Here is a 17,972-nt window from a genome sequence, read left to right on the forward strand (position 1 = left end):
GACGTCACGCAACATTGCGCTGGCCCTTATGCTGGCCGTGTTCGGCATGGCGTCGGCAGGCCAGGCCCTAGCCGCGCAGCCGGTCGGCCACGCCTCTGGCATGGGCGGCTCGGCGGAGGGGCTGTTCGTCGCCGAGATCGTCTTGTTGCTTCTGGTCGGCCGCGGCCTGGGTGAGATCTTCCAGCGTTGTGGCCAGCCGGCGATCATGGGCCAGCTCATCGGCGGCATCTTGCTCGGGCCTTCTCTGTTCGGCTGGCTATGGCCCGAGGCGCAGCACCTGATCTTCTCGACCGACCCGGCGCAAAAAAGCATGATCGACGCGGTCTCGCAGCTCGGCATTCTGCTGCTTCTGCTCTTGACCGGCATGGAGACCGACCTGCGCCTCGTACGCCGGGTCGGTGCTGCCTGCTTTTCGATCTCGATCACCGGCGTCGTCGTGCCTTTCGTCTGCGGCTTCGCACTGGCGCAGTTCCTGCCCGACGCGCTGCTGCCCGATCCGGCGCAGCGCATCGTCGCCGGGCTGTTTCTCGGCACCGCGCTGTCGATCTCCTCGGTCAAGATCGTCGCCATGGTGGTGCGCGAGATGAACTTCATGCGCCGCAATCTCGGCCAGGTCATCATCTCCTCGGCGATCATCGAGGACACGATCGGCTGGCTCATCATCGCTGTCACCTTCGGCATCGCCACCAATGGCAGCCTGCAGCTGCTGCCGCTGCTCACCACGGTCGCCGAGGTGGCGCTGTTCATGGTGGTCTCCTTCACCATCGGTCGCCGCCTGGTGTTCACGCTGATCCGCTGGAGCAACGATTCTTTCCGCAGCGAATACGCCGTCATATCAGTCATCCTCATCATCATGGGCGTGATGGCCCTGATCACCAATCTGATCGGCGTCCACACCGTGCTCGGCGCCTTCGTTGCCGGCATTCTTGTCGGCGAATCGCCGATCCTGTCCGCCCACATCGAGGGCCAGTTGCGCGGCGTCATCACAGCACTGTTCATGCCGATCTTCTTCGGCATGGCCGGTCTGTCGGCCGACCTCACCGTGCTCGCGGATCCGGCCTTGGCGCTGCTGACACTGGAGCTGGTGGTCATCGCCAGCATCGGCAAGTTCGCCGGCGCCTTCCTCGGCGGCAGAATTGCCGGCATGTCGCTGAAGGAGGCGACCGCCGTCGGCAGCGCCATGAACGCGCGCGGCTCGACCGAGGTCATCGTCGCCAGCATCGGCCTGTCGATGAACATCCTCTCCCACAACCTCTTCACCATGATCGTCACCATGGCCGTCATCACCACGCTCGCCATGCCGCCAATGCTGCGCTGGGCGCTCGGCCGCCTGCCTGTCAACGATGGCGAGAAGCAGCGCGTCGACCGCGAACTGCTCGACGAGCGCGGTTTCGTCTCGAAGCTGGAGCGGTTGTTGCTGCTGGTCGACGACAGCCCGGTCGGCAAATTCACCGCCTATCTCGCCGGACTGGTTGGCGGCGGCAGCGGCATGCCGACCACTCTGCTCCATCTCAAGGATGGCAAGCTCGCCGGCCCGACCCGTGACAAGGGCCCGGAGCGGTCAGTGAAGGAAGTGAAAAAGGGTGCGCAGAAGAGCGCAAAAGCCGTCAGCAAGGCCGAGGACACGTTGGTCGAGAAAGTCCATCTGACCACCCGCACCGAATCCGAGGCCACCGCTGCGATGATCGCTGTGGAAGCCCGCAAGGGCTACGGCCTGCTGCTGCTTGGCCTGGAGAACGCGTTCACGGCGAAGGGGTCGTTCACACCGGCGCTGAACGACATCACCGAGGGGTTCGACGGTCCACTATGCCTGGTGCTGAATGGCGCCAGGTCCACCGGCAAGATGCCGGTGCTACGGACGGGAACCACCATACTGGTTCCGGTCAACGGCACCGAAGTGTCACGCCGCGCCGCCGATCTGGCCCTGGCGCTGGCGCGCCCGCACCGGGCGCGGGTCAAGGTCTTCTACGTGTCGCAGGCGGCACGGCAAGGCGGCAAGACCACCTCGGTCTCGCATCGGCGCGAGGAAGCCATGCTGAAGGACATTGCCGATCTGGCGGTTCGTTATGGCGTGCAGGTCGACACCGCCATCCGCACCCGCGCCACGCCGGACAAGGCGATCGCCAGGGAGGTCGCCAAGGGCGCTGCCATGGTGGTGATGGGTGTCACGCAAAGGCCGGGCGAAGAGCTGTTCTTCGGCGATACCGCGACGGCAGTGCTTGACGTCGTTACCTGCCCCGTCGTGCTGCTGGCAAGCGAGCGTATCCGTTCCGCGGAGGCCAGCGCAGAGACGGTGATCGGCGCCTGATCTGCCCTTTCACAGGAGACCGATTTTCGGCCTAGATACCGAAGAACTGCTTGCCAATCATGTAACCCAGTGCCGCCACGACCAGCGGAAACAGCGCCGGCGCGGCCTTGCCTAGAAGGGAGGCCTGCTGGTCCTTCGCCGGCGTATAGCGTGCATTGCCGAGATTCTTGGTCATTGCTTGCCTCAGGTTCGAAAGACTCATTAGCAAATGCTGATTAACAGCATGGCCGCATTAACGGCCTGATAGGAAATTAACTCTGATCAGATGCAAATTCTAATGATCGGCACATGGACGGCAAACACGCGCTGGAGGCGGCGGACGAACCGCACCGGCTCTGAAGCTGGCGTTCACCTGCTCCTGAGCCATCTTGTTGTTCAGGCGCGGTTTTACCGATCGGCGCGAAGGGCCGCCCGAGCTTCGTGTTGATAGGCGCGGGGTCGAACGGCAGGCCCGCGGCGCAGGCAGGCCGCGCATCCCGTCAAAAAATTCGCAAACCAATGTCGGACCGGTTACGCCTCGTTCGTCCTTGGGGTATCGAACAGGCATTTATGAAAGGATCCAGCATATGCCCGGCACCGTACGTTTGCACCGCGTTCTGACGACCAGCCCGGAAAAGGTCTATCGCGCCTTCGTTGAAGCGGACGCGCTGGCCAAGTGGCTTCCGCCAAACGGCTTCACCTGCACGGTCCATGATTTCGAGGCAAAGGTCGGAGGCACGTTCAAGATGTCGTTCCGCAATTTCACCACCGGCGACAGCCACTCCTTCGGCGGCGAGTATCTCGAACTCGTTCCGGGCGAGCGCCTGCTCTACACCGACAGGTTCGACGATCCCAACCTGCCCGGCGAGATACGGGTGACCGTGGTCTTGAAAAAAGTGTCGGTCGGCACAGAAATCGACATCACCCAGGCCGGCATTCCGGACGTCATTCCGGTCGAGGCCTGCTATCTCGGCTGGCAGGAGTCGCTCAGAAACTTGGCAAAGCTCGTCGAGCCCGAGATCAATCAATAGGCGGGAAGGGCTGGGAGAACGGTCGTTTCTGGCCCGCCGAAGCCTGAAACCTGGACTGTGGCGGAAACTGCCCTTTATCGCTAGCAATTCATCATTGCGTTTGACACCCCCTGTGACTGGACGTGTCGATGAAGAATGCAGCGGAGGCTGAAAAAGCATGACTCTGACCAACCGAGACATCGTCGAGTTGACGGCGTGGCGGCGCCAGCTGCACCAGAATCCGGAAATCTCGAATGAAGAGGAGAAGACGGCAAAGGAGGTCGTCGCCTTCCTCGCCGATACGGGGCCGGACAAGGTGCTGACACAGCTCGGCGGGCACGGGGTCGCGGCCATATATGACAGCGGCAAAGCGGGGCCGACGGTGCTGTTCCGCTCGGAACTCGATGCCTTGCCTATCGAAGAGCTCTCAGGCGTGCCGCATTCGTCGCACGTGCCGGGCAAGTCGCATATGTGTGGCCATGACGGACACACCGCGATCCTGGCGTCCCTCGGCCGGCAGTTGGGGCGCGAGCGGCCTGCAAGCGGCCGCGTCGTGCTGATGTTCCAGCCGGCGGAGGAAACCGGCAATGGTGCGGCTGGCGTCGTCGCCGATCCCCGCTTCGGCGAGATCGCGCCGGATTTCGCTTTCTCGCTGCACAACCTGCCTGGCGTGCCGTTCGGCGAGGTGCGGCTCAAGCCCGGCGTGGTCAACTGTGCTTCACGCGGCATGCGCATCATGCTGGAGGGCAAGACCGCCCATTCGTCCATGCCGGAGACCGGCATCTCGCCGATGCTGGCGATCAGTGAGCTGATGCCGGCGCTGCCTGCGCTCGGGCGCGGAACCTTCGCCGATGACGAGTTCTCAATGGTCACCGTCACCCACGCCGCGATGGGCGAAGCCGTGTTCGGCATTGCGCCGGCTCACGCCGAGGTGTGGGCAACGCTGCGCACCCGGCGTGACGAGCGCATGGCAAACCTTTGCGTTGCTGCCGAAGCACTGGTCGCCAGGATCGCGGGCGAGCATCGCCTTTCCGCCCGCTGGGACTATCACGAGATCTTCGTCGCCAGCGTCAACGCGCCGGACGCGGTGGAGCATCTGCGGCGCGCGCTCGATGAGGAGGGCGTATCGCACGGCGAAGAGGCCCTGCCGATGCGCGCCTCGGAAGATTTCGGCCTGTTCGGCCACAGTGCTTCGTCGGCAATGTTCTTCCTCGGTGCAGGCGAGCGGCACCCTGCCTTGCACAATCCCGACTATGACTTTCCCGACGACCTGATCCCGATCGGGTCGAGGATCTTCATGCGCACGGCACGCAATCTTCTGGGCTGACAGATCAACTCCGACCCCGAAAGGAACACGCAATGCCAAAGATGCCAAAGAACACGATTTGCCTCTGGTTCGACAAGGACGCCGAGGCTGCGGCGCGCTTCTACGCGGAGACCTTTCCCGACACCAGCGTGGGCGCCGTTCACCGTGCGCCGAGCGACTTTCCGTCCGGCAAGAAAGGCGACGTGTTGACGGTCGAATTTACCGTTGCCGGCATTCCCTGCATCGGATTGAACGGCGGCTCCACATTCAAGCAGAGCGAGGCCTTCTCGTTCCAGATCGCCACCGACGATCAGCAGGAAACCGACCGCTACTGGAACGCCATCGTCGGCAATGGCGGCCAGGAGAGCGTGTGCGGCTGGTGCAAGGACAAATGGGGCGTGTCCTGGCAAATCACGCCGCGCACGCTGACCGAGGCGATGGCGGCCGGCGGCGACGAAGCCAAACGCGCCTTTGATGCGATGATGGAGATGACGAAGATCGACGTCGCGGCGATCGACGCAGCCCGGCGCGGCTGACCTCGATCGCAGCTGAGTTGCTATCTGACCTTGACGACCACCTTGCCCTTGGCGCGTCCTTTTTCGACATACGCCAGCGCCTCATTGGTCGCCTCGAAGGGAAATATCCGGTCGACGACCGGGCGGATCGCACCGGCCTCGATGAGCGATGCGATCTTGCTCAACTGCTCGCCCTGCGCCCACATGAAAAGGAACGAGAACGTCACGCCACGCCGCTTGGCTTTCGCTCGAATACCGCGACTCAGCAGGCGAAGCACCAGCTTCAGCACCAAGTTCAGTCCCTTTTCCCTGGTAAATTCCGGATCCGGGGGGCCGGAGATGGAGATCAGCTTGCCACCTGGTTTCAGCACATTCAGTGATTTTTCAAGTGTCCTGGCGTCCTGGCTGTTCAAGACGACGTCGTAGCCCGAAAGGACTTTCTCGAAATCGTCTTTCCTGTAGTCGACGACGACATCGGCGCCGAGTCCCTTGACCAGACCGGCACTCGCCGCGCTGGCGGTGGTCGCAATGGTCGCGCCGAGATGCTTCGCTAGTTGGATGGCGAATGTCCCCACGCCGCCGGAGCCGGCTTGAATGAAGATCTTCTGTCCCTTCTTCAGGTTGGCCCTTTCGATGAGCGCCTGCCAGGCAGTTAGGCCGACCAGCGGGATCGAGGCCGCCTCCTCCATGCTGAGGTTCCCGGGCTTCAGGGCCACGTCGGCTTCATCCATGGCTATGAACTCGGCGAACGTCCCGATCCGGCCATCGCGCGGCCGCGCATAGACGTCGTCGCCGGGTTTGAATTTGCGGACTTTCGATCCCACGCGGACAACCCTCCCGGCCACGTCGTGACCCAGGATGAAGGGCCGGCGATAGGGCAGGATAAGCTTGAACTCTCCGGTTTTGACCTTGGAATCGAGCAGGTTCACCGCCGCGGCGTGGACCTCGACCAGGACATCGCTGTCCCCGAGTTTCGGCTCCGGCATTTCGGCCAGCCGCAGAGTGCCGTTCTTGCTGTATTTGTCGACGACGAATGCCTTCATGGCAGTGACTTTCTGAAAGTGATTTTGGTGTGTCGCATGTGCGTGAAATCCTCTGCTCGCTGTTGTTCAGACCGGCAGGCGGAACTGTTTGCGCAGGCTCTTGTCGAATATCCCCGCAGGGGCAAAGCGGCGCAGCAGGCTAACCTGGCGCGCAGCCTTGCCGACGGTGTAGCGCCGTTGCGGACGGGCATCGGTCGCTGCTTTGACGACCACTTGCGCCACCACTTCCGGCCGGTCGGCTACGGGCATCACGTCGCGAAGCAGCGCTTCCAGCGTAGCTCGGGCCTGATCGTATTCCTGCAACGGCGAATCCGGCTGGATCCCGTTCTGGTCGAAGACAGTACGAACGAATGCCGGCTCGATGACCGAGACGCGGATATTGAAGGCACGAACCTCGTGGTCGAGCGATTCCGAATAGCCCTCGAGCGCGTGCTTGACCGCCGAATAGTGCGCTGAATACGGCGCCGGCACCAGGCCGAGCACCGAGCCGATATTGACGATGCGCCCTTCGCCACGCCGCCGCATCGACGGCAACACCGCATTGGTCATGCGGATGACGCCGAACAGATTGACGTCGAACAGGGCCTGCACCTGTGCAATCGAAAATTCCTCGGCGCCTCCAAGCAGGCCGACGCCGGCATTGTTGACCAGGAGGTCGATCCGGCCGGTCTGCGACAGCACCGTCGAAACGAGTGCGGCAACGGCTTCACCGTCGGTCACATCGCAAGCCAGCATGGTCACCCCGTCCGGATCCTTGCCGGCCTTGCGCCGGCTGGTTCCGAAGACGGTGAACCCAGCCCGCGCCAGAGCCTCGGCGCTGGCGCGGCCGATGCCCGAAGAGGCTCCGGTCACAACAGCGGTTTTTCCGGAATTCGTTTTCATTCGTGCTCCAAACTTATGGGGGCTGGCTTTTTTGCATTCGTTGAATTACAGTCGTAATATCAGATTATGATCATAATTCAATAGCAAAAAGGAATAGCAGCCATGCGCTACGAAAAGGGCCGGAAGGACGCCTCGCGCGAACGGATCATGGAGGTCGCAGCGGAACGCTTTCGCGGCGACGGCATAGCCGCGTCCGGATTGGCGACCATCATGAGCGACGCCGGGCTGACGAACGGCGCCTTCTATCCGCACTTTCAATCCAAGGCGCAGCTTGTCCGCGAAAGCGTGGCGGCGGCGATGGAGCTTCAGGCGCAGCAACTGGCGGAAGCATTGGCTTCGGGCGTGGAGACGGCCATCGACACGTATCTGTCGGCCGAGCACCGGGACAATCCCGGAAAGGGCTGCGCGTCAGCTGCGCTGCTGCCGGAGCTCGCCCGTCAGCCGCCTGAAACGCGTGAAGCCTATACAGATCACCTGCTGGCTTTGGTGCGCCGGTTGGCGCAAGCGCTACCGCAGGCCAAGGATCCGGAGGGCGTGGCGCTGGCTGTCTTTGCAACGCTCCTCGGCACGCTGCAAATGGCCCGCGCCGTGGGCGGAACGGAATTGTCCGATCGCATCCTCGCGGCGGGGAAAGACGCGGCGAAGACGCTGGTCGAGCAGCGTTAGCGCGGCAGTGTGCAAAGCGGTTCCGCTTCGATCAAACGACGACTCGCTGTGGGATGGTCAGGGTCCGCGACCGAAAGATCCACCATCCCTGGCCAGCACCAGCTCAGCGTCGTCGGTGATATAGCTAACATAGCGGTAGTCCCGGATGAAGCTGATCCGCCCTTCCCGCCACTCCAGCCACATGAAGTGATGCGGCTTTTGGTCGGCCTGGCTTTCGAACACAGCGACCACCTCGCGGCCATCGAGCCAGGCCGGCGTCAGCCACACGCGGTCGCTTTTGGCGTAGATCGTGAAGAACATGCCGACATCCGCCGCACCCGAGCGCGGCTGGTGCAAGGACTGATGAAGCCTGACGTCGTCGGCAAGCAACGCGCGCAGACCGTTCCAGTCGCGCTGATTGAACAGGGTCGCATAACGGACCACGGCGGCCGACGCGATGCGCGCACCGGGAAGTGCGGGCGCAGTGGCGTTGATCTCCCTCAACCGGGCACGACCACGCGCCAAATGCCCCTTCACCGCATTGACCGTGGTGCCAAGCAGGGTGGCGATCTCGGCCAGCGGCTCGTCGAGCACATCGCTGAGGATGACGACACTGCGCTGGAGCACAGGAAGCTCTGCAAAGCGCGACACGGCGGTCTGTACAGCTTGCCTGCGCATCAGCGTCTCCACCGGGTCGGCTTTGGTGTCGTCGGCAATTTCAAGCACCGCCTCGATAGGCTCCGCCCCGCGGATTGCCCGGCTGCGCAGCAGGTCCAGCGCGCGGTTGTGGGCGATGCGGAACAGCCAGGGCCTGAGCTGCGGCACCTCGCACAGCTCGTCCAGACGACGGTCACGCTGGCGCCCTGTTCGACCAGCGCCTCGACCAATCCGAGGCCAAGCCCACGGCTGCCACCGGTGACCACGATTTTCTTGTCCCTAAGGCTCATTGACCCTGCTCCACAGCTTAACTGTAGCTAAGACGTTTGAGGGTCGGAAAAAGAGCCAGGGTTCGGCGAGGCGCGCTGTCGCGGCGGCGATCCGCGACATGCCGGCAATGCTGGCGATAAGGCGGAAGAAGCATCATGCCGCGCCGCGTGGGCAGTGGAGCGATTAGGGGCTGCATTGCATTAAGTGTCCCACTTGAAGTGTGAAGCCCACTTGCGCTCATGTCACCCCCAGCCCAAGAGCCGCGCCAACCGCTTCTTGAGCGGTCGCAGGGACAGGCGCCGACGCCGGGAGAATCCCGCGATCCTCTGCCGCACCGCATGCATGGCATCGGCGTGGATGGCATCGACGCTCATGGTGCCGTCGCCAAGCAGAAGGTCGGGGCCCGAGACCGGGCGCATGATGCCACGCAGAGCCCGCTCATGCATCTCGGCGTAGCGGCTGTAATCCACCCCTGCCTCCCAGCCGGGCGGTCGCGTCAGGACGGACGGGTTGTTATTAATTTCGAAGGTCTGGACCTGGCCGTCGACGATGCCGTAATCAATGCGCCCATAGTCGATGCCGGCCAGTGCGAAGACACGCCCGATCTGCTCGGCATGCGGATTGTCGTCCACGTAAGCGCGGCTTTCGGCCCTGTCGGCCTCGGTAAAGCGGGTGCTCGGAAACTTGATGTACCAGTTCTCATTGATGAAGCAGTGCTGCGGATAGACGGTTGGGCCGACCTTATAAGCCGAGTATTTGCGGAACCGCCCATCGGCCGAGGGAGCCGCGCCGTATTCGACGATCATCAGGTCCGGGTCTTGACGGACATGGCCCGGCAGACGGGCAATCGCTGCTTCCAGCGCATCCGCGCCGTCGACCAGCCCTGTCAGCGGCGGCTCATGCTGGCTTTCCCAGCGCACGAAAACTGGAAACCGGCGTACAGACTTGCGCTCACCCAGCCGATGCACATCGAAATGGTTCAGGCCCGCGGCCTTCAGGCGTTTCAGCAAGTCAAAGCGGCGTGGCACGATTGCTGGATCGTTGAGCAGCAACAGGCCTGGGTTGAGCGAGGCGATGTGCTCATGGAGGGAGACCGCCGCCTGCAATTGCGCCGGCGCCAGCCTTTCAAAATCCGTAAAGATAAAGGTGCCTGGAGCGAGGGGGCCGAGCCTCGCGGCCAACTCGTAGGGAATGATCCGGACAAGATCACCAAGCCCATGCTGGTAATAGCCAAGCAGTACGCCCATCGTGTAAGCGTGTTGGCGCGTGCAGAAATAGTAGACCGGCCCCTGATTGTTGGTCATGGCCGGGTGTTGATATCCGGGCGTGCACGGCACACGACTGTCTTAGCCGATAAGATTGGACTTCCCGCAAGGCAATGCATACCGAATCCCCCTCCAATGCTCTGTTCAAATCCGGCCGGCATCCCTGGCAAGGGATTCGCGCCGGTGCTTTCGAAGGTGCCGCGGACACCTATGCTATCCACGATGAAATGCGACGGCGCGCTCCAGTCTGGCAGGCGCCGTGGGGCGATGTCTATCTCACCGGCTACGATCTCGTTTCGAGCAGCCTCGCCAATCGCAAGCTTTCGCACGTGCCGCCAGCCGATGTAATGGCGGATCCGCATTGCGCGATACACGACTGGCTGATCTACCAGGAGGGCAGCGCCCACGCCGCCCTGCGCCAGGCTCTGCAGCAGCCCTTTGTCGGCAAGGGCATGCCGGCTTTGCGTCCCATTGTAGCTGAAACGATCGAAGATCTCATGGGCGATTCCGGCTTGTCCGGGACGACCGAAGTCGTGGCCGCCTTCACGCGCGCCGTGCCCGAACGTGTCATCTGCCGCCTGCTTGGCGTACCGGACCAGGACATGCCGATGGTCCGGGCATGGTCGGGTTCGATCCGCGCCCTTCTCGATACTGGTTTCGATGATGCCTTCGGCGGCGCCAACTCCGCCGACGAGATGTCCTGCTACTTCGTCGAGCATCTGCGCCATCTGCTTGCCACTGGGCGAATGCCACCGCTGCTGACCGGGCTGGCCGGCCTGGTCGATGCGATGGGGCTGACGGCTGCCGGTCGCAACATCGCCTTCCTGGCCTTCGCCGGTCACGAGACCACGGTGCACCTCATCGGCAACATGCTGTTCCATCTTGCTCACCAGCCCGCCCAGTGGGCGGCCCTGCGGGCCGACCGCCGGCTTGCTGCCAGGGCCGTTGCCGAAACGCTGCGGCTGGAAAGCCCAGTGCAGAAAATCTGCCGCTGGCCACTCGAGCCTGTAATCATCGGCGGCCAGGAAATCGAAAAGAACCGGCTGATGGTGCTGCTTGTCGGCGCCGCCAATCGCGACCCGGCCCAGTTTGCCGACGCATCGCGTTTCGACCTCGACCGGGCCGGCAGGCCGAACCTGGCCTTCGGCCGGGGCGCGCATGTCTGCATCGGCAGGGCGCTGGCCGAAATGGAAGGTGTCGCGGTGCTGGAAGCCGCACTCACCCAATGGAGAACCGTCGAGCCTGTTGCTGCACGTTGGATGGACAATTCCTCGATCCGCGGCCTGGATGCGCTGACGTTGCGGCTGACAGCCTGACCGGATGGTCGCCTATCCGTTTCCATGCCTTTACGTGGCAAGCCGGGATTTTTCGCGACAAGGGGATGCCGCATCATCCTAAGCGTCCTCCTTGTCCGCCCCGAGTGCCGCGAGAAGCGCTGCGTCCGATCGAGTGAGCAGAACCGGCGCCTTCATTCCGGCAATGCTCGTGCCGCCCTTCATGCGGTGGCGCTTGAGCCTGCCATAGAGGTCGTCCACGCCGGTCGTCCTCAGCGGTCCCAACTGGCCGATGCGGCGGGCATACTCATATTGCGGATTAGCCCTGAGCGCATGGTCGAGGCCGCCGCCAAGCACCTCAACGGCCCGCCCCGGACCGGTCTCGACGAAAAGCCGGTAGTGCGGGTGCGGCGTTGCGACCGCCACCAGCAGCGAATAGGTACGATGGTCGAGACCGGCCTCGGCCAGCGAGCGCACAACAAAGGCTTCCGTGAGTTTTTCGCCACAGAGATCGGACACCATGCCGGCACGCCCGCAGAAGCGCAGGCGCGGCGTGTCGCCGGTGAACCCGGTGACTTCGACCATGTCTTGCGTATCGTAGCGATAGAGGCCGGAGCCTGTGGTCACGATAAGCCGGTAGGTCAGGCCTGTTTCCAACTGCCACGCGAAAAGATTGGCACCGCCTTCATCGACAAATTCAAAGAACCCGCTTTGCGATGCCAGGATGCACCCGGACCCGTCGCCATAGGGAAACGAAACGGCAGCTTCGGTAGACATCAGCCCTTTGGACTGGATGAAGACATGCGGAAATTGCGCTTGCAATGCGGCGGCAAAGCCACTGCTGGAGGCGTCTGTCCAGCAGCTGATCGTGTCGAGGCGAGGCCAGATCGCCGACAACTGCGAACTTCCAAGCGCGCCCTCCAGGGCAGCAATGCGGCGGCGCACCACGTCCGCCGGCCGCACGGCGCCCAGCCTGTCCGCGAGCTCCGGCAACAGGCTCCCGGCATCGCGCTGCATCGCGCGCAGGATTTCGGTAAGATAGGTCGGGCTCCAGACCCAGATCAGACTCAGGTCCTCGGCCGCCAGCAGGAGCAGGCAGGTCTGCCTTTGCCACTCGGCGAAATCGCTGAGCAGCCTCAAATCCATCGGCACCGCCGAAAGTTGGATCAGGCTATCGCGCAAGGCCCCGAAATAGGCAAAGGGAACGGGACTGCCCAACCTGCGCGCACCGACGCGCTCGCTTGCGCCGCGGCCTACCGGGCTTAGCGCGAAATAGCTGTGCCCTTGCGCAACGCCCGGCCGGCGCCGTATCAGTTCCGACATCCAAGGATAGAGACAATCGGTGTAGGCCTGCAGGCCCGTGTCGGTATAAGGGATGTATTTCGCGCCACCGGAACTGCCGCCGGTTTGCTCGATAAACCGGACCGGCTCGGCAGTCAGCACATTCTCCTCCCCGGCGATGACGCGATTGATGTATGGCGACAAGGCTTCGTAGCCGCAGACCGGCACGAGATCCCGAAAGGACTCGGCCGAAGCGACGTTGGCAAAGTTGTGGTCACCACCAAACACAGTCCCAGGATTGGCTTCTACAAGCCGCCGCAAGAGGGAGCGCTGCGTGGCCTCGAGCTGACCGAGCCGCGCCCGAAAACCGGCATCCCCGGCCGCGGTCGCGCCGGCAATCCGTGCCCAGGCTTCAGCGCCCATCTTGCAGCCCTTCGGCAAAACTCGCGGCAGCATAGCGCTTCAGATTGCCGAGTTCGAATTCCGCGAGGCAGGCAAGTTCGACACCTCGGAAGTAGAAGGGATTGGCCCGAAGAAAGAAGGCTGCAAAACGGTTGCGGAATGCTGTTTCCTCGACATTTGCCCACTGCTCCCGCAAGTGGCCTTGCGACAGGCCGAAGTCTATCAGTCCGGTCGACGGCTCGAATTGACGCCCGTACCGGGCAGTTGCGATAGCATCGCGGATCGTCTGCAGGCGGGCTGAAACCGGGCCATCGACGGCTGGAACGAAGTCGCAGAAAAAATTGGGGAGAATGCGGAACGTCCTATGCCCTCCGATGATGGAGAACCAGAACAACCGGCCTGCCACCGCGGCCTTGGCGGCGCCGGCCGCGCGAAAGAAACCACGCAGCAACACGGGGTCGCCCCAACGCGCGGAATGGAGAACGGTATCGCCGGAGAAGAGATAGTGGACGGTCTCCCCGCCGACGGTCTGCGGCCTGACAAGATAAGTTGAAAAGCCGATAATCTCCCGGTCGCACCGGATGATCACGACAGCATTCTTTTCGGCGAGATCGCGTTCGAAGACATTGCGATCGACTGCCTCGTAGTAGGTCTCGTACAAGGCAAACATCCGGTCGCGATCGTCAGGCGTCAGTTCCCGCACCGGCGTGGTTGTCGAGTCAATGGAACCGATCTCATCCGCAGCACTTTGCACGCAGTCTTGCCGCCTATGTCACCCCAGCAAATCGAATATCAGTCATGGGCTCAGTAGTTCAACCCGCACCAACTCGAATCTTATGAACATTTGTCTCGGCATTCCGGGCAATGCCCCTTGAGAGGGTCGCCGTCCCAACCCGACACTGTCGGTCAAAGCGGCCGCATTCGGCCGCCATGGCATAGTGCGTTGGACGGCGGCCGGCGATCACACTGCCGGTCGCCCACGAAATTGTTCGACCGCTACTCTCGGCTTTGGTCTGCTATCTTCATCAGAGGTCCAAAGCTGCCTCTTTCGGCCTAAATGCTACGCCCGATATCGGAGACGCATTAAGGTTAGAGGCTGCAGGCGATGAAAGCGCATGCCGGTGCATGCAGCGGCATCCCAGCCGATATTGCTCAGACGTCGAGAGCGACCATCATGCCTCGGACTTCGGCCATTTCCAGCAGCAGGTCCTGCAGTCTTTCATCCAGCGCGGCACCGGTCAGCGCCAGAAGCTCGGTGATGCTCTCTCTCATCGATATGACGGCGGCGCCTGTCTTCTCGGCGAGCAGCCGTCCGATGGCATCTCGGATCAGGTCGTCCTGATCAGACATTGCTTCACCTCCGGACGCACTGCAACCTCCCCTTGCTTTCCATGCCTCACCGCCGCTTTCGACAACAGGGCATGATTTTCCATACGGTATGATTTTCGATGCGACATCGGGCAGCTTTGCTCATGCCAGCAGATCGTCTCGATGAGCCCGCCAGTCGTTCAACACCGACAAGCAGGGCAGCAGCGAAAAATGGCCGGGCTGGATCGTTTCAACCGCTGCAAGCAGCGCCAGCGGCACTTCGTGCCGATAAAGCCCAATGCACACGCCCCCTTCGACCGTTGCCGGCTATTCCGTGATTGTGTCGAAAATCGAAAACGTACCCGTTGGTTCTTTCACGATTTCGAAACGCTCCACCCGAAACCTCCCTCTGCACAAAAGTAGCGACCAACGCGGACATCCCCCAAGCGGTTCCCTGAGGCCGGCACTTTTTTCCCGCCTTGGTTGTAGCGCATGCCGGCAGGACAGTCATGCCCGCAGGGCGCACAGTCAAAATCTCGGCCTGTTCGACGCCATGATCGAGGTGCGCTCCAACACCAGGCGCGTGCGCATCATCTACGACACGCCCTATATCCGCTGCCGACGCGGCTGGAGGTCACCGATGCCGGCCCGCTTGGCCCGGTGACGAAAACCTTCGGGCCTCTCTACGGCGATGCTTTCTCGAATGAACTCGACATTTCCCACCGCAACATCACCGAAGGCACAAAGCCGTTGACCGACCTCGCCGATTCACACCGCGACCTGGCGCTGATGGCCGAAAGATGAAGGAGAGTGGCGGGCTCTGAGGCGCTGCCTGCCGCCTACTTCCCACAGTGATGATCGTTGATCTTGTTCACCGCATTCGCGTCGGGTCCGACGCGATGATAGGAGCACGCGCCGGCCGCCGTCGTCACCAACTGCTGATCGTAGTAGCGCGGGCCGCCGAACAGGATGTCAATGAGATCGCCTTCGGCGGGAACGTAGCGTTCGGAGTGGACCCGGCGGTCGGGATGCCGGTCGCCAGCCAAGGCCGGGGCGCAAAGGCTCGCGCCCGTGGCAACCGCGAGAGCTAGGATCGCAACGCATTTCGTGGTCATCGGCACACCCTCCTGGCCATCGGAATCACACCATACATCCAAAACCGCCAGCCGGACAAAAGTTCCGGAGAAGACCGCGATAGCCTCTTGCCTAAGCCAGCGGCCTCGCTCATCCATGGCGCGTGGAAATGTGGGATCCGTGATGACCGATGCCAGCCTTCATCTCGTCGAGGCGACGATCGACCAACTGCGCCTCGCGCTCGATGGCGGCACCGTCACCAGCGTCGAACTGGTCGGGGCGTATCTTAGGCGCATCGCGCATTTCGACCGGCACGGCATCAGCCTCAATGCCGTCCCAGTGCTCAACCCCCACATGTTTGAGGAGGCGGCGGCCTCCGACCAGCGCCGCCGCAACGGCACCGTGCTCGGGCCGCTCGACGGCATCCCCTACACCGCCAAGGACAGCTACAAGGTATCAGGCCTGACGGTGGCCGCCGGCTCGCCGGCCTTCGAGCATCTCATTGCCAATGAGGACGCCTTCACCATCGCCCGGCTGCGGGCCGGTGGCGCCGTGCTGATCGGGCTGACCAACATGCCGCCGATGGCCAATGGCGGCATGCAGCGCGGCGTCTATGGCCGCGCCGAAAGTCCGTACAATGGCGACTATCTCACCGCCGCCTTCGCATCGGGCTCGTCCAATGGCTCCGGCACGGCGACAGCGGCCAGCTTCTGCGCCTTCGGGCTTGGCGAGGAAACATGGTCGTCCGGGCGCGCGCCGGCCACCAACAACGCGCTGGTCGCCTACACGCCGTCGCGCGGCGTCATTTCGGTGCGCGGCAACTGGCCCCTGGTGCCGACCATGGATGTCGTCGTGCCGCATACGCGCAGCGTACCCGACGTGCTCGAACTGCTCGACATCATCGTCGCCGACGACCCCGAGACGCGAGGCGATTTCTGGCGCGCGCAGCCCTGGATCAAGCTACCGAAAAGCTCCGACGTGCGGCCGCCGCGCTATACCGATCTCACGCTGGCAGGATCGCTGAAAGGCAAGCGCCTGGGCGTGCCCAGAATGTATATCGGCCACGACAGCGAGGCGGATGCGACGATCGAAACCCGCGCGTCGGTGCTTGCCCTGTGGGAACAGGCGGCGGCCGATCTCACGCGGCTTGGCGCCGAGGTGATCGAGGTCGATTTCCCCGTCGTCTCCAACTACGAGCGCGACCGCCCCGGCGCGCGCACCATGGTCGAGCGCGGGCTGGTGCCGCAGGACTTCGCCGAGCGCGAACTCTGGGATCTCTGCATCTGGGGCTGGGACGATTTCCTGCGCGCCAATGCCGACCCGGCGCTGCCCGATCTCGTTTCGGTCGATGGCCCAAAGATCTTTCCGCAGCCGCCAGGCACGCTGGCCGACCGCTATGAGGGCGGCTTCGACCTGGCGGAGTATGTTGAGCGGGCGCGGTCCGGCGTCACGCCCATCACGGAAATCCCGACGATTGAAGAAGGCCTGAAGGGCCTCGAAGCAACAAGGCGGATCGATTTCGAGGACTGGCTGGACGCGCAAGGCATCGACGCCGTGGTGCTGCCCGCCGCCGCTGATGTCGGACCGGCCGATGCAGACATCGACGAGGCGTCCGCCGCCCTTGCCTGGCGCAATGGCACCTGGGTCGCCAACGGCAATCTGGTCTGGCGCCATTTCGGCATCCCCACCGTCACCGTGCCGATGGGCACCATGGCCGATATCGGCATGCCGGTCGGCCTGACTTTCGCCGGCAAGGCCTATGATGATGTCAGGTTGTTGCGCATGGCCGGTGATTTCGAACGTGCCACGCAGCGCCGCGCCAGCCCGCCGCGCACGCCAGAACTTGCCGACGATATATTTTCAGGCCGCCCCGCCCGAGCCGGCGACAGCAAGGCGCCTCCGCTTGCAATAGTGCTTGCTGCCGAGACGCAAGCTTCCGGCGATCAGGACGAGATCGTCATCACGCTAAACCTGCCCGGCGAGGCCGCCGAAACGGCTAGCGTCAGGGTGCATGTCAACGGAGAGGCCGTTGCGCTGCATCGAAGCGGTGCGCGCTTCAGCGGCCGCGCACTCGTCCCGGCCGCAGAGCATCAGCGGCTGCACAGCGCCTGGCGCGGCTCGTACGGTTCGATCGTGACGGCGGTGGTGCGGTTGGAGGATGGGCGCACCACTGGCGCCTTTGCGGTCACCGGCGGGATAAAGTGAGTGCTGGGCACTAGGAGGGCAGAGATGCCAGCCATTCTTCCCAAAATTCCTGCTGCATCTTGACGAAAACCGGAACCACGTCGACGCCGTCGTCAAATATATCGACCAGATCCGTCTCTTGGGGAAATTGTCCCATTTTCACCTTGCAGGCCATCAATCCGCGACTCTTCTCCATCACTGTATTTTCGGGATAGACATTGGCACTCGCCCCGTAGCAGAGGGCAGCAAACCATCGGCTTCGAGGCCCTGACGAATCTGGAACAGAGCTTCGAAAAAGTCTTCCTCTTCGGCCCTGATCACCTTGTCCCGGTAGCCGCATGTCAGGCTGCAGACGGCGCCCTCTACATGCAGTGTAAACACGGCTTCCTCGTCTCCGCCCGTGCCCCCTCCGACCAAAAATACTGTCCGCTGATGATCCATTCCATCCCCCCTTTGTTGTTCACCGAATGGTAGTTCGACAGCGGCCGGCTTTCTAGCCATTGCAGGGACTCAGACACCGCTGCCTCCACGGTTCGCCGCTCGCCTTTCGCAATTTGGTGACTGACAAA

At 62.9% G+C, this 17,972-nt stretch carries 18 protein-coding genes and 2 pseudogenes; 8 read left to right on the top strand and 12 right to left on the bottom strand.

The annotated features are described in order from the left end of the window. Window positions 1–100: 100 nt before the first annotated feature. Window positions 101–2,308, top strand: a complete 2,208-nt coding sequence (locus LB558_RS24530) for a cation:proton antiporter (RefSeq protein ID WP_412033500.1) — start codon at window positions 101–103, stop codon at window positions 2,306–2,308. 31 nt (window positions 2,309–2,339) lie between these two features. On the opposite strand, the gene LB558_RS24535 is transcribed toward LB558_RS24530, so the two are convergent. Beyond that, complete coding sequence (locus LB558_RS24535) at window positions 2,340–2,483, bottom strand: hypothetical protein (protein WP_224699917.1); 144 nt, start codon at window positions 2,481–2,483, stop codon at window positions 2,340–2,342. Window positions 2,484–2,874: 391 nt separating this feature from the next. Between LB558_RS24535 and LB558_RS24540 the strand changes: the two genes are divergently transcribed. The 3 genes from LB558_RS24540 (at window position 2,875) to LB558_RS24550 (ending at window position 5,139) form a co-directional block, all read left to right on the top strand. Next, window positions 2,875–3,318 carry an SRPBCC family protein gene (locus LB558_RS24540; protein WP_224699918.1) on the top strand — a complete coding sequence of 148 codons (444 nt, stop codon included), beginning with the start codon at window positions 2,875–2,877 and terminating at the stop codon, window positions 3,316–3,318. A 157-nt stretch (window positions 3,319–3,475) separates the two neighbouring features. Next, a complete protein-coding gene (locus LB558_RS24545) occupies window positions 3,476–4,624 on the top strand; it encodes an amidohydrolase (RefSeq protein WP_224699919.1) in 1,149 nt (382 codons plus the stop codon). A 41-nt stretch (window positions 4,625–4,665) separates the two neighbouring features. After that, window positions 4,666–5,139, top strand: a complete 474-nt coding sequence (locus LB558_RS24550; RefSeq protein ID WP_224700041.1) for a VOC family protein — start codon at window positions 4,666–4,668, stop codon at window positions 5,137–5,139. A 20-nt stretch (window positions 5,140–5,159) separates the two neighbouring features. Here LB558_RS24550 and LB558_RS24555 read toward each other — a convergent pair whose 3' ends face one another. Next, window positions 5,160–6,161, bottom strand: a complete 1,002-nt coding sequence (locus tag LB558_RS24555) for an NADP-dependent oxidoreductase (RefSeq protein WP_224699920.1) — start codon at window positions 6,159–6,161, stop codon at window positions 5,160–5,162. A gap of 66 nt (window positions 6,162–6,227) precedes the next feature. Next, window positions 6,228–7,043, bottom strand: a complete 816-nt coding sequence (locus LB558_RS24560) for an oxidoreductase (RefSeq protein ID WP_224699921.1) — start codon at window positions 7,041–7,043, stop codon at window positions 6,228–6,230. 102 nt (window positions 7,044–7,145) lie between these two features. Between LB558_RS24560 and LB558_RS24565 the strand changes: the two genes are divergently transcribed. Next, window positions 7,146–7,709: a TetR/AcrR family transcriptional regulator gene (locus LB558_RS24565; RefSeq protein ID WP_224699922.1), complete on the top strand. Its 564-nt coding sequence runs from the start codon at window positions 7,146–7,148 to the stop codon at window positions 7,707–7,709. A 57-nt stretch (window positions 7,710–7,766) separates the two neighbouring features. Here LB558_RS24565 and LB558_RS24570 read toward each other — a convergent pair. The 3 genes and pseudogenes from LB558_RS24570 to LB558_RS24580 all read right to left on the bottom strand — a co-directional run. After that, a pseudogene (locus tag LB558_RS24570) lies at window positions 7,767–8,531 on the bottom strand (sigma factor-like helix-turn-helix DNA-binding protein); the annotation flags it as partial. Continuing rightward, a pseudogene (locus tag LB558_RS24575) lies at window positions 8,531–8,635 on the bottom strand (short-chain dehydrogenase); the annotation flags it as partial. The pseudogenes LB558_RS24575 and LB558_RS24570, both read right to left, overlap by 1 nt. A gap of 222 nt (window positions 8,636–8,857) precedes the next feature. Next, window positions 8,858–9,919: a hypothetical protein gene (locus LB558_RS24580; RefSeq protein ID WP_224699923.1), complete on the bottom strand. Its 1,062-nt coding sequence runs from the start codon at window positions 9,917–9,919 to the stop codon at window positions 8,858–8,860. Window positions 9,920–9,993: 74 nt separating this feature from the next. On the opposite strand from LB558_RS24580, the gene LB558_RS24585 reads away from it, so the two are divergent. Further along, on the top strand, window positions 9,994–11,196 hold the full coding sequence (locus LB558_RS24585) for a cytochrome P450 (protein ID WP_224699924.1): 1,203 nt from the start codon (window positions 9,994–9,996) through the stop codon (window positions 11,194–11,196). Between the two features lie 78 nt (window positions 11,197–11,274). Here the strand turns inward: LB558_RS24585 and LB558_RS24590 are convergent, their stop codons facing one another. The 3 genes from LB558_RS24590 to LB558_RS24600 form a co-directional block, all read right to left on the bottom strand. Beyond that, complete coding sequence (locus LB558_RS24590) at window positions 11,275–12,858, bottom strand: GH3 auxin-responsive promoter family protein (RefSeq protein WP_224699925.1); 1,584 nt, start codon at window positions 12,856–12,858, stop codon at window positions 11,275–11,277. Next, window positions 12,848–13,591 (bottom strand): hypothetical protein, encoded by a 744-nt coding sequence (locus LB558_RS24595; protein WP_224699926.1) that lies wholly within the window; start codon window positions 13,589–13,591, stop codon window positions 12,848–12,850. The genes LB558_RS24590 and LB558_RS24595 overlap by 11 nt, the downstream gene beginning before the upstream one ends. Before the next feature lie 398 nt (window positions 13,592–13,989). Next, window positions 13,990–14,187, bottom strand: a complete 198-nt coding sequence (locus tag LB558_RS24600) for a hypothetical protein (RefSeq protein WP_224699927.1) — start codon at window positions 14,185–14,187, stop codon at window positions 13,990–13,992. A 618-nt stretch (window positions 14,188–14,805) separates the two neighbouring features. Between LB558_RS24600 and LB558_RS24605 the strand changes: the two genes are divergently transcribed. Continuing rightward, window positions 14,806–14,949, top strand: a complete 144-nt coding sequence (locus LB558_RS24605) for a hypothetical protein (protein ID WP_224699928.1) — start codon at window positions 14,806–14,808, stop codon at window positions 14,947–14,949. 35 nt (window positions 14,950–14,984) lie between these two features. Here LB558_RS24605 and LB558_RS24610 read toward each other — a convergent pair whose 3' ends face one another. Further along, entirely contained in the window at window positions 14,985–15,260 is a 276-nt protein-coding gene (locus LB558_RS24610; protein WP_224699929.1) for a hypothetical protein, read from the bottom strand. A gap of 142 nt (window positions 15,261–15,402) precedes the next feature. On the opposite strand from LB558_RS24610, the gene LB558_RS24615 reads away from it, so the two are divergent. Further along, on the top strand, window positions 15,403–17,424 hold the full coding sequence (locus LB558_RS24615) for an amidase (RefSeq protein ID WP_224699930.1): 2,022 nt from the start codon (window positions 15,403–15,405) through the stop codon (window positions 17,422–17,424). 10 nt (window positions 17,425–17,434) lie between these two features. On the opposite strand, the gene LB558_RS24620 is transcribed toward LB558_RS24615, so the two are convergent. Together LB558_RS24620 and LB558_RS24625 are read right to left on the bottom strand one after the other, a co-directional pair. After that, window positions 17,435–17,602: a hypothetical protein gene (locus LB558_RS24620; RefSeq protein ID WP_224699931.1), complete on the bottom strand. Its 168-nt coding sequence runs from the start codon at window positions 17,600–17,602 to the stop codon at window positions 17,435–17,437. Continuing rightward, window positions 17,599–17,844, bottom strand: a complete 246-nt coding sequence (locus LB558_RS24625) for a hypothetical protein (RefSeq protein ID WP_224699932.1) — start codon at window positions 17,842–17,844, stop codon at window positions 17,599–17,601. The genes LB558_RS24620 and LB558_RS24625 overlap by 4 nt, the downstream gene beginning before the upstream one ends. Window positions 17,845–17,972 lie beyond the last annotated feature (128 nt).

The organism is Mesorhizobium sp. CO1-1-8 (assembly GCF_020164875.1).
Lineage (GTDB): Bacteria > Pseudomonadota > Alphaproteobacteria > Rhizobiales > Rhizobiaceae > Mesorhizobium.

Bases quoted from the DNA above. Each gene is read 5' to 3' on its own strand.
- LB558_RS24550 (WP_224700041.1), top strand. From the start codon at position 4,666: ATGCCAAAGAACACGATTTGCCTCTGGTTCGACAAGGACGCCGAGGCT.
- LB558_RS24600 (WP_224699927.1), bottom strand. From the start codon at position 14,187: ATGTCTGATCAGGACGACCTGATCCGAGATGCCATCGGACGGCTGCTC.
- LB558_RS24625 (WP_224699932.1), bottom strand. From the start codon at position 17,844: ATGGATCATCAGCGGACAGTATTTTTGGTCGGAGGGGGCACGGGCGGA.
- LB558_RS24615 (WP_224699930.1), top strand. From the start codon at position 15,403: ATGACCGATGCCAGCCTTCATCTCGTCGAGGCGACGATCGACCAACTG.
- LB558_RS24610 (WP_224699929.1), bottom strand. From the start codon at position 15,260: ATGACCACGAAATGCGTTGCGATCCTAGCTCTCGCGGTTGCCACGGGC.
- LB558_RS24545 (WP_224699919.1), top strand. From the start codon at position 3,476: ATGACTCTGACCAACCGAGACATCGTCGAGTTGACGGCGTGGCGGCGC.
- LB558_RS24530 (WP_412033500.1), top strand. From the start codon at position 101: ATGGGCGGCTCGGCGGAGGGGCTGTTCGTCGCCGAGATCGTCTTGTTG.
- LB558_RS24540 (WP_224699918.1), top strand. From the start codon at position 2,875: ATGCCCGGCACCGTACGTTTGCACCGCGTTCTGACGACCAGCCCGGAA.
- LB558_RS24560 (WP_224699921.1), bottom strand. From the start codon at position 7,043: ATGAAAACGAATTCCGGAAAAACCGCTGTTGTGACCGGAGCCTCTTCG.
- LB558_RS24580 (WP_224699923.1), bottom strand. From the start codon at position 9,919: ATGACCAACAATCAGGGGCCGGTCTACTATTTCTGCACGCGCCAACAC.
- LB558_RS24565 (WP_224699922.1), top strand. From the start codon at position 7,146: ATGCGCTACGAAAAGGGCCGGAAGGACGCCTCGCGCGAACGGATCATG.
- LB558_RS24590 (WP_224699925.1), bottom strand. From the start codon at position 12,858: ATGGGCGCTGAAGCCTGGGCACGGATTGCCGGCGCGACCGCGGCCGGG.
- LB558_RS24535 (WP_224699917.1), bottom strand. From the start codon at position 2,483: ATGACCAAGAATCTCGGCAATGCACGCTATACGCCGGCGAAGGACCAG.
- LB558_RS24585 (WP_224699924.1), top strand. From the start codon at position 9,994: ATGCATACCGAATCCCCCTCCAATGCTCTGTTCAAATCCGGCCGGCAT.
- LB558_RS24555 (WP_224699920.1), bottom strand. From the start codon at position 6,161: ATGAAGGCATTCGTCGTCGACAAATACAGCAAGAACGGCACTCTGCGG.